We start from the raw sequence: 9,690 nt of genomic DNA, 5'->3' as shown, positions 1-9,690 counted from the left end.
GATCCCGGTGCAGATACGATGGCTCAAGGCCGTGCGGGCCCCTCTTGACGTCACAATCATGATCGTCTCGCACGGCCGTTTGCATGCTCAGACCGGGGTCTCAGCTACCGCGCACGACGTCGTAAGCCGCGCGGCAGCCCCTGATCTGGGCTGATCTCCGGGAAACGGGCGCGGTGGCCGTGGGCGGGTCGGGAGCGTCGCGGCCGTGCTGAGTGCTGACGAGCCACCGCTGAACGACCTGAACGACGAGCAGATCCGCCGAAGGGATCAACGGCAGAGGACACGGCACAGGGCCCCGGAGTCGCTCTGCCGGAGGGTTCTGCTCGACCGCCTCGCCCGGGTGCCCGATCGTCGAGATCCGCGCGGGGTGCGCTACCGGCTGGCCGCCCCGCTCGCGATCGGAGTGTGCGCGCTGGCCTCAGCAGGCCACAACTCCCATACTGCGGTGGCGGAATGGGCGCGCCGCTGCAGCCCCCAGGAGCTGCGGCGGCTCGGCTGTCCCTTCAACCCGCTCACCGGCCGCTACCGAGTCCCCGACGAAGGCACCCTGCGCGAGGCCTACGCGAAGGTCGCCCCCGTCGCGCTCACCGCGGCGGGCTACGGGCGCCTGGCCGCACTGACCCGCCCCGAGCCGACCCGGCTAACCCCGGACGTCGTGCCCGAACGCGAACAGCGCCTTGCTCACTGTGCCGCCATTGCCGACCCGTCGCCAAAGCCGCGTCGCACTGCTGTGGCGGTGGACGGCAAGTGCCTGCGCGGCGCCAGACGCCCCGACGGCAGCCAGGTCTTCGTCCTGTCTGCCGTCCGCCACAGCGACGCCGTCACCATCGCAACCCGCGAGATCCGCACCAAGACCAACGAAATCCCCGAATACCTGGTGGACCAGCGCGGCGCCCACTACCTGCTGACGGTCAAGAACAACGGCCGACCCTGGCCCGCCAGCTCCAGCGGCTGCATCAAGCACGGGCAGGAACAGCAGCGCCCACTGGAGTGCCACCGGGGCTCGTCTCTGGGACGCCACCCAGGCCCTCGTCGGCCGCATCCGCACGGGCATGGTTCAGGGGCTCGCCGATGACGGACGGCGCGCCCAAGGGTATTCGGCCCGGCGTCGGACGCCACCGCCCCCGCACCACCAGAGCGATGGTGCGGGGCATCGGAGCGCCCAGGCCCGGCCGGATATCCCTGGGCGCGAGGAAACCCGCCCACCCCGGACCGGACCACCCGCACGACGGGTGCCGCCACCAGGTACGCGAACGCGGGCAACCAGCGCACCCAACACCGTTCGGGACGCGCACCGAGCCAGGACACACTCCTGCTCAGTGTTGAGGAACGGTTGGCGGACACGAACCGCGACAACCCGCGGCGCAAGGTACGGCCGTCCTTCCTGGGCGGGGCCTGACGGCGTGGCTGGAATCGTCATATGCGTGTCCTTGCCGCCATCGGGCGCCCACGCCGACGATGAATGAGTGACAGCGACAGCGAAACGCATCGTCTTCGTCGTGTTCCCGGACTTCCAGATCCTCGACCTGACCGGGCCGCACGAGGTTTTCGCGCAGGCCCGGCGGCACACCGCCGACCAGTCGGGGTACACGATCGAGACGGTCGCCGGCCGGACGGCTCCCGTCCGGTCCACCGGCGGGCTCGCGATCACCCCGACCGGGGCCGCCGGTGAACTGCGGGGACCGGTCGACACACTCATCGCCGTCGGCGGTCCGGGCGTCCAGCGGGCCTGTGAGGACCCCTGGCTGGTCGGCTGGTTCGCCCGCACCAGCCGCCGGGCCCGGCGCACCGCATCCGTCTGCAGCGGTGCCTACCTGCTGGCCAGTGCCGGTCTGCTGGACGGGCGTCGGGCCGTCACCCACTGGGGTCGCTGCGCCGACCTGGCCGCCCGGTACCCAGAGGTGACGGTCGATCCCGATCCGATCTTCGTACGCGACGGCAGCATCTGGACCTCCGCCGGGGTCACCGCCGGCCTCGATATGGCGCTGGCCATGGTCGAGGAGGACCACGGGGCGGAGGTGTCACGGACGATCGCCCGACAGCTTGTCATGTTCGTCCAGCGCCCCGGCGGCCAGACCCAGTTCAGCGCCCAGCTCGCCGCCCAGCTACCGTCCCGTACGCCGCTGCGGGAGGTGCAGGGGTGGATTGCCGACCACCTCGCGGACGATCTCGCCGTGACCGTACTGGCCGCCCGGGCCCGGATGAGCGAGCGCAACTTCACCCGGGTCTTCCGGGCGGAGACCGGCCGCACTCCGGCCGCCTACGTCGAGTCGGCCCGGGTCGAGGCCGCCCGGCGGCTGCTCGAAACCACGGACACCACCCTCCAGTCCGTCGCCCGTGCCTGTGGGTTCGGCACCCCCGAGACCATGCACCGCACCTTCAGACGGACCGTCCGGGTCACCCCGGGCGAGTACCGCCGCCGCTTTTCCGCGCACAGCGCTCTGTGAGAGGTAACGACCATGCGAGTAGTCATCGCCATCTTCGATGAATTCACCGCCCTGGACGCGGTGGGTCCGTACGAAGTGCTCAGGCTGCTGCCTGGGGCGGAGGTGGTCTTTGCGGCCGTCAGGACCGGGCCCGTGCGGACCGACAGCCGTGCGCTGGCCATCACCGCCGACGCGGCTTTCCCGGACATCGACCGCTGTGATGTGCTGGTCGTGCCGGGCGGCAGGGGCTCCCGCGAGTTCCTGGCCGACCCGGACATGATCGCGTGGCTCCGCGGGGTACACGCCACGACCACCTGGACGGCTTCGGTGTGCACCGGCTCCCTGGTGCTCGCCGCTGCCGGGCTGCTGGAGGGCCTCCCCGCCGCGACGCACTGGAGCGCGGCGGCAGAACTGGAAGCACTCGGAGCCGTCTACACGGCGGAACGCGTCGTCTTCCACGACAAGGTCGTGACGGCCGCCGGAGTGTCCGCCGGTATCGACATGGCGCTCGCGCTGGCCGCCCGGCTCACCGACCGGACCACCGCCGAGGCGATCCAGCTCGCCATCGAGTACGACCCCCAGCCGCCTTTCGACGCCGGGTCCCCGGCCAAGGCCCCGCAGGCCGCCAAGGACCTGCTCGAGGCAGGCCTCAGGCGCTGACGGTGCCTGTGCCGAGCCGCACCACACCGGGCATCTGTGAGCGTCCCCCGGGCGCCCCCTCGTGGCGAAGCTGACCGCCTCCCTCCTCGTCGAAGCCCGGCCTGCCTTCGCGCTGCGCGAACGGCGTGCGTTCATTAAGGTCAGATGCGGGCACTGATCCTGGGCGACGCGCTGGTGCAACCCCCGCGCGTGATCCGGCCATGCCACGTACTACTCTCAGCCGCCGTACGGACAACAGACGGAAGAAGCAGAGGTACGGCAGTGGCCGCGCATGCTTACATCGGGTCGTTCACATCGGCGGGCGGTCGCGGAGTCACCACGGCCGCCGTCGACCCGGCTACAGGATCTCTCACCGCCCTCGGCGCGACGGACGCGGTGGCGGACCCGTCCTTCCTGGCCCTCTCCGGGGACGGCAGGGTGCTCTACGCGGTGAGCGAGAGGGGCGAGGAGGGCGCCGCCGCGGCATTCTCCCTGAGAGACCCCGGGGTGCCCGGACCGCTCGGCGCGGCCGTGCCCGTGGGTGGCGGAGCGCCGACTCATCTGTGCCTGTACAAGGGCCATCTGCTCACCGCGAACTACGCCACGGGCTCGGTCAGCGTGCTGTCGCTCAACGAGGACGGCAGTGTGGGAACGCTGCGGTCCGTACTGCAGCACGAGGGTGACGGCCCGGACAAGGAACGGCAGTCCGGGCCGCACGCCCATATGGTGCTGCCGGACCCGTCGGGGCGGTGGGTGGTCAGCGCAGACCTCGGCACCGACTCGGTGCGGATCTGCGAGCTGGACACGGCCACCGGCGAGCTGGAGATCGAGCGCGAGCTGGGACTGCGTTCCGGGGCCGGGCCCCGCCATCTCACGTTCCATCCGCGAGGCGACCGCGCCTACGTCGTGAATGAGCTCAAGCCGGTCGTCACGGTCTGCCACTGGGACGCGGAGGCGGGCCGGCTGCGGCCGGTGGCCGAGGTGACGGTGCTGCCGGCGGGGGCCGAGGGCCCCAACTATCCGTCCGAGGTGGTGGTCTCGCCCGACGGCAGGTTCGTGTGGGTGGCGAACCGCGGGCACAACAGCATCGCCATACTGTCGGCCGACGAGTCCGGGGACGGGCTCGAACTCCTCAAGACCGTCGGCTGCGGTGGCGACTGGCCCCGCCATCTCACCCTCGACCCCTCCGGGCGGCGCCTGTACGCGGCCAACGAGCGTTCCGGGGATGTGACCTGGTTCGACGTCGATCCGGACACCGGCACCCCGAAGCGGGCAGGCTCGATCCCCGTACCGGCGGCTTCCTGCGTCGTCTTCGGCTGAGGCCGATGGGAGCGGGCCCGGGCGACGGTCCCTGACGACCGTCGCCCGAGCCCTCGCGTGACGGAAGGTGCCGCTGCGGAGGGGTCAGTGCGCGGCGGCGCTCTGCGATGACTGCTGGGCCATGCCGAGCGCGCCTGTGTACTTGGCGACGACGAGCTTGCCGACGGCCGAGTAGGGGCCCAGCGCGTCGGCTCCGGCGCAGTCGGCCTCCTTGCACGCGTCGTGGAGCAGCTCCGGAGCGATTTCCGGGCCGATGAGATACGGGGCCAGGGCGAGCGTGAGCGAGCCGGAGGAACGCAGCTGGTCAGCGGCCTGGGCTATCGAGCCGTCGATATCCAGCGCGGCGGCGAGCACCGGCATCGCGAGCCGCGCGGCGAGCAGCAGACCGGTGACACCGGCGGCCTGGACGGCCTCCTCCCCGCCGACGGTGGCGAGGATGATGCCGTCGGCAGCGGTGGCGACCGTGAACAGCCGGGCGCGGTCGGCGCGTGCGAGCCCCGCTTCGGAGAGGCGGACGTGCAGCGCCTCGGCGAGCAACGGGTGCGGTCCGAGGACGTCGGTCACCTCGGCGGCGGACCGGCTGTCCATGACCGCCTTGCGGATCCGCCGCATCACCGAGGCCTCGGGCCCGGCGAGCAGCGGGACGACTATCGCGGCGGGGGAGTCACCGGCGCGCTCGGCGGTGGCCTGTGTCAGCACGGCCTCCAGCGTGGGGTAATCCTCGCCGTCGCCGTCGACGTATCCGATCCGCGGGTCGAGGCCGGACACCTCCGAGCGGGCGATGCTGATGACCTCCTCCGCGAGGCTTCTGGTCGCGGAGGAGGGGGTGCCGGGCACGGCGAGGACAAGTGCCGGCGCGCCGTCGGGGGTGGTCAACAGCTCCGGCCGGCGGTGTCGCCCGGGCTGGCGGGGTCGCGGCATTCGAACAGGTAGCCCGGATGCTGGGCCTTCGGCAGTGCTCATGGCGAGGCATGCTAGTGCCTTTGAGGCCGTGGGTGTTCGGGAGGGTCCTCTGGAGGGGCCACCTGTCCGGTTGTGTCCGATTTTATTACGTCCCCAATCACCGGACGGGCTGAGTGTGAACGGTGACTGAGGACGGAGGCCGCCCGGTGGTCCGGGGCGCCGTGCCGGCTAACCGAGCCCGCGCGCATCCTGCTTGAGGGCCGTGTCCACGGTGAGCGCGGAGGCAACGACCATGCTGAGCAGCGGGTCGGGCAGCTGCCGGTGGATCTGCAGCACATAGTTGTCCGCCGTGGTGAACATCGTCTTCGCCAGGCCCTCCCAGGTCTTGGTGATCCGGGCGACCTCGCTCTCCGTGTGGTCCACGATCGCGAAGTTCCACGCACGCCAGTTCTCGGCCTTGATCGCGCCGATCTTCTGGCCGTCGGCCTCGAGAGAGAAGTTGATCTTGCCGATCGCGTTCTGCTGTACGATTTCACCGAGCGGCCGGCCGTCGGGCCGCTGCACGATCACCTTTGACTTGATGAACTTCGCCGGACGGGTGAGCAACAACTGCGGCTGGCCGTAGCCGTCCCGCACCTCGAGCCGCACCGGCAGGTACTGGTCGATGCTGGAGACAAACCGCAGCACCTTCCGGGCCGTGCTCTGGCCGACCTGGACCACTGAGCCCAGTTGGCCGCCGTGCTGGTCGAAGACGCTGTACTCGTTGTTCAGCTCGATCAGTTTGGCCTTCTGATTCACCACCAGGACCGGCTCGCTGAACAGGGTGCCGGCACCGGGGCCGGCTGCGGCGGTCCCGCCCTGCTGTCGCGGGGCCTGTGCCTGCTGCGGAGGCGGCTGCCCCGGCTGGCCGGCGTGCGTGTGCTCGGTCCACTGGGATCCGTCCCAGTAACGGAGCAGGTTCGGCGTGCCGTGCGGATCCGTGTACCAGCCCGCCGGGGTGTTCGAATGCGTCGTCACCCGGGCAGACTAGCGTCTACCGACACGGTCAGGGCAGACGCCAGTCAACCGGACCGGCACCCTGCCGCGCCAACAGGTCATTGGCCCTGCTGAACGGCCGCGAGCCGAAGAACCCGCGGTCGGCCGACATCGGGGAAGGGTGCGCGGATTCGACCGCCGGCAGCTCCCCGAGCACCGGCCGCAGATTGCGCGCGTCGCGTCCCCACAGGATCGACACCAGCGGTGTGCCGCGCGCCACGAGTGCCCGGATCGCCTGCTCAGTGACCTCTTCCCAGCCCTTGCCCCGGTGTGCGGCGGGCTTGCGCGGCGCGGTCGTCAGCGCCCTGTTGAGCAACAGCACGCCCTGCCGGGTCCACGGGGTGAGGTCGCCGTTCGCCGGCCGGGGGACCCCGAGGTCGGTACCCAGTTCCCGGTAGATGTTCTCCAGGCTGCCGGGCAGTGGCCGCACCTCGGGGCCCACCGAGAAACTGAGCCCCACCGCATGACCAGGCGTCGGGTACGGGTCCTGTCCCACGATCAGCACCCGCACCTCGTCGAACGGCTGTTGGAAGGCACGCAGCACATTCGGTCCGGCCGGGAGGTAGGTGCGTCCTGCGGCGATCTCGGCGCGGAGGAACTCGCCCATAGCGGTGATCTGTCCGGCGACCGGCTCAAGCGCTTTCGCCCAGCCCGCCTCGACAATCTCGTTCAACGGTCGTGCAGCCACGGGGAGTCACTCTACTGGGTCAATGCCGGGTCATTGGACCACCGCCGCCCGCACGCAGAGCACAGCAGGCAGGTGCGAGGCCACCAGTTTCCAGCTGTCACCCTCGTCCGCGCTCGCGTACACCTCGCCATTGCGATTGCCGAAGTAGACCCCGGCGGGGTCGGCGTCGTCCGTCCGCAGCGCGTCCCGCAGCACGATGCCGTAGTGGTCCTCGTGGGGCAGCCCGGCGGACAGCGCGGACCAGGATCCGCCCGCGTCCTCTGTCCGGTACACCTGGCAGCGGTAGCCGGGCGGGTACCGGTCCCCGCCGTCGCTGACCGGGAACACATAGGCGACACCGCCGAGCCGTGGATGGGTGGTGACCGCGAAACCGAAGTCGGCCGGCAGACCTTTGCCGATATCCGTCCAGAGCGCGCCCCCGTCGTCGCTGCGGTAGACCCCGCCGTGGTTCTGCAGATACAGCCGGTCGGGATCCGTCGGGTCCTGGGCGATCTTGTGCACGCACTGCCCGAACTCGGGATACGGGTCCGGGAGGAAGTCCGCCCGCACCCCGGTATTGGACGGCGCCCAGCTCGCCCCGCCGTCCCGGGAGCGGTACACCCCGCCCGTGGACACAGCCACCGTCACCGCACCGGGGTCCCGGGGATCGGTCACCACGGTGTGCACCGCCTGGCCGCCGAAGCCCGCGCCCCAGTGCTCCCGCTGCGGATGTTCCCACAGGCTCCGTACGAACTCGAAGGTCTCCCCGCCGTCGTCGGAGCGGAAGAGCGCGCCCGGCTCGGTGCCCGCGTACACCACATCGGGCGCGGCGGCCCCGGCCGGATGGAGCTGCCAGACGCGCTCCAGTGAGGTGTCCGTCCCCTGGGGGAATTTCACCGCTGGGCGGGCCGGCTCGTGCCAGCTGGCGCCGAGGTCGTCGGAGCGGAACACCGACGGGCCCCAGTGCGAGCTGTCCGCGCCCGCCAGCAGCCGGGGTACGGAGCGGCGGGTGTCGATGGCGACGGAGTACACCGCCTGCATCGGGAAGTGCGGGCCGGTGAAGCCCCAACTTCCGTCACCGCGCCGTCGTCCGAGGAACAGGCCCTTCTGGGTGCCCACCCCGAGCAAGATATTGTCCATGATGCGTCTCCTCCCGTATGCGGAATCTGTCCGGCATCACAGAGTTTGCACCGCACCACTGACAATGGCCTGTACGGCGCGCATACGCGCAGGTCGCAGGGCGGAGGCTTCCCCCAGCTGCGTCGCGTCCGCCTGCCCGCCGGTGAGGATCCTGCGGCCGCCGCCCCCTCAGGCGGACTGCCGCACCACCAGGGTGGGCTGGAAGATCACCGACTGGGCAGGGCGGCCGGGCTCGTTGATCGCCCGGAGCAGCAGCCGTGCCATTTCCGCCGCCATCTCCTCCACCGGCTGCCGGACCGTGGTCAGCGGCGGAGAGCACGCCAGGGCGGCGCTGCTGTCGTCGAAGCCGACCACGGCGACATCCTCGGGCAGCCGCCGCCCCTGGCCGTGGAGCACGGGCAGCGCGCCAAGCGCCATCAGGTCGGAGGCGATGAACACGCCGTCGAGGTCAGGGAGTTCGCCGAGCAGCCGCTTCATGGCCGCGGCGCCGCCCGCCTGGGTGAAGTCGCCCTCGACGGAGATCACCTCGTGGTCGCCGTGGGCGGCCATCGCGGCACGGAAGCCGGCCAGCCGGTCCTGGCCCGCGGGCATGTCCATCGGCCCGGACACGGTGCCGATGTGCCGTCGCCCCAGCCCGGCGAGGTGGTCGGCGGCGAGCCTGGCACCGGCCTGCTGGTCGGCGTCGACGTAACTGATCCGGGTCGGCTGCGGAGGGCGGCCCGAGAGCACCGCGGGCAGCCGGGTGCTGGTGAGCATGGCGGGCAGCGGGTCGGCGGCGTGCGAGGAGATCAGGATGACACCGTCGACGTGGCCCTGCTGCAGATAGCTGACGAGCTGGGTGCGCGAGACGTCGTCGTCGGCGAGCATCAGCAGCATCTGCACGCCCACCGGGCGCAGGACCTCCAACAGGCCGCTGACCACCCGGCCGAAGTACGGATCGGTGAACATCCGCCCGATGAAGGGGTCGGCGACCGTCCGCCGCTCCTCCTCGGAGACCACCAGCGCGATGGAGCCGGTGCGCCGGGTCACCAGCGAACGGGCCGCCCGGTTCGGTACGTAGCGGGTGTTGGCGATGGCCCGCTCGACGGCGCGTCGCAGGGCCGGGTCCACGGTCTGCGCGCCGTTGATCACGCGGGACACGGTGGCCCGGGACACGCCCGCGACGAGCGCGACATCCTCCAGTGTGGCCGGCCGGGGTGGTGGCGGATCTGAGCTCATCAGGCCTTTATACCTGCCCTTGGGACCGCCCATACGTCGCGACGGCACCGGCACGGGCTTATCCACCTGCCGGTGCCGTCACCCGACGTGCGTGTCAGGGACAACTGATGAGAGAGCGACGAATACCGGTGTGTACGACGCCACTTTCGACATGTCAAGACATTGCATACGGATCCCGCACCCCTGGAATCCCCTTACTTCGACAAACCCGGCAAATGGTCACCATTCCAGGGAGTTGGGCGTCAACTAATGAAAGCTCCGAACGGATCCTGCATGACTCATTGACATGTCGGCAACAACGCCGTAATCATCACATGACTGAGAGAGCGCTCTCTCACCCTG

At 70.7% G+C, this 9,690-nt stretch carries 9 protein-coding genes; 4 read left to right on the top strand and 5 right to left on the bottom strand.

What is annotated here, in order from left to right; translation table 11 throughout:
- Positions 1–205 precede the first annotated feature (205 nt).
- From FCI23_RS64075 to FCI23_RS37370, 4 genes are all read left to right on the top strand, one after another.
- Positions 206–1,075: a transposase family protein gene (locus FCI23_RS64075; RefSeq protein ID WP_136728622.1), complete on the top strand. Its 870-nt coding sequence runs from the start codon at positions 206–208 to the stop codon at positions 1,073–1,075.
- A gap of 391 nt (positions 1,076–1,466) precedes the next feature.
- A complete protein-coding gene (locus tag FCI23_RS37380) occupies positions 1,467–2,447 on the top strand; it encodes a GlxA family transcriptional regulator (RefSeq protein ID WP_136728621.1) in 981 nt (326 codons plus the stop codon).
- A gap of 12 nt (positions 2,448–2,459) precedes the next feature.
- On the top strand, positions 2,460–3,086 hold the full coding sequence (locus FCI23_RS37375) for a DJ-1/PfpI family protein (RefSeq protein ID WP_136728620.1): 627 nt from the start codon (positions 2,460–2,462) through the stop codon (positions 3,084–3,086).
- 261 nt (positions 3,087–3,347) lie between these two features.
- The gene (locus tag FCI23_RS37370; RefSeq protein WP_246144451.1) at positions 3,348–4,385 is read left to right on the top strand and encodes a lactonase family protein; all 1,038 of its coding nucleotides are present in this window, start codon (positions 3,348–3,350) and stop codon (positions 4,383–4,385) included.
- An 84-nt stretch (positions 4,386–4,469) separates the two neighbouring features.
- On the opposite strand, the gene FCI23_RS37365 is transcribed toward FCI23_RS37370, so the two are convergent.
- The 5 genes from FCI23_RS37365 to FCI23_RS37345 form a co-directional block, all read right to left on the bottom strand.
- A complete protein-coding gene (locus FCI23_RS37365; RefSeq protein WP_136728618.1) occupies positions 4,470–5,348 on the bottom strand; it encodes a sirohydrochlorin chelatase in 879 nt (292 codons plus the stop codon).
- 168 nt (positions 5,349–5,516) lie between these two features.
- A complete protein-coding gene (locus FCI23_RS37360; protein ID WP_136728617.1) occupies positions 5,517–6,305 on the bottom strand; it encodes a phospholipid scramblase-related protein in 789 nt (262 codons plus the stop codon).
- A gap of 28 nt (positions 6,306–6,333) precedes the next feature.
- Positions 6,334–7,011 (bottom strand): uracil-DNA glycosylase, encoded by a 678-nt coding sequence (locus FCI23_RS37355; RefSeq protein WP_136728616.1) that lies wholly within the window; start codon positions 7,009–7,011, stop codon positions 6,334–6,336.
- Positions 7,012–7,041: 30 nt separating this feature from the next.
- Complete coding sequence (locus FCI23_RS37350; protein ID WP_136728615.1) at positions 7,042–8,130, bottom strand: WD40/YVTN/BNR-like repeat-containing protein; 1,089 nt, start codon at positions 8,128–8,130, stop codon at positions 7,042–7,044.
- A 168-nt stretch (positions 8,131–8,298) separates the two neighbouring features.
- Positions 8,299–9,348, bottom strand: a complete 1,050-nt coding sequence (locus tag FCI23_RS37345) for a LacI family DNA-binding transcriptional regulator (protein ID WP_136728614.1) — start codon at positions 9,346–9,348, stop codon at positions 8,299–8,301.
- Positions 9,349–9,690 lie beyond the last annotated feature (342 nt).

Source organism: Actinacidiphila oryziradicis, from assembly GCF_005047355.1.
GTDB lineage: Bacteria > Actinomycetota > Actinomycetes > Streptomycetales > Streptomycetaceae > Actinacidiphila > Actinacidiphila oryziradicis.
This window is presented reverse-complemented; position numbering and strand designations above follow the sequence as displayed.

What these genes read in the sequence shown, in the direction of transcription:
- FCI23_RS37375 (WP_136728620.1), top strand. Translation starts at nt 2,460, where the DNA reads ATGCGAGTAGTCATCGCCATCTTCGATGAATTCACCGCCCTGGACGCG.
- FCI23_RS37365 (WP_136728618.1), bottom strand. Translation starts at nt 5,348, where the DNA reads ATGAGCACTGCCGAAGGCCCAGCATCCGGGCTACCTGTTCGAATGCCG.
- FCI23_RS37350 (WP_136728615.1), bottom strand. Translation starts at nt 8,130, where the DNA reads ATGGACAATATCTTGCTCGGGGTGGGCACCCAGAAGGGCCTGTTCCTC.
- FCI23_RS37345 (WP_136728614.1), bottom strand. Translation starts at nt 9,348, where the DNA reads ATGAGCTCAGATCCGCCACCACCCCGGCCGGCCACACTGGAGGATGTC.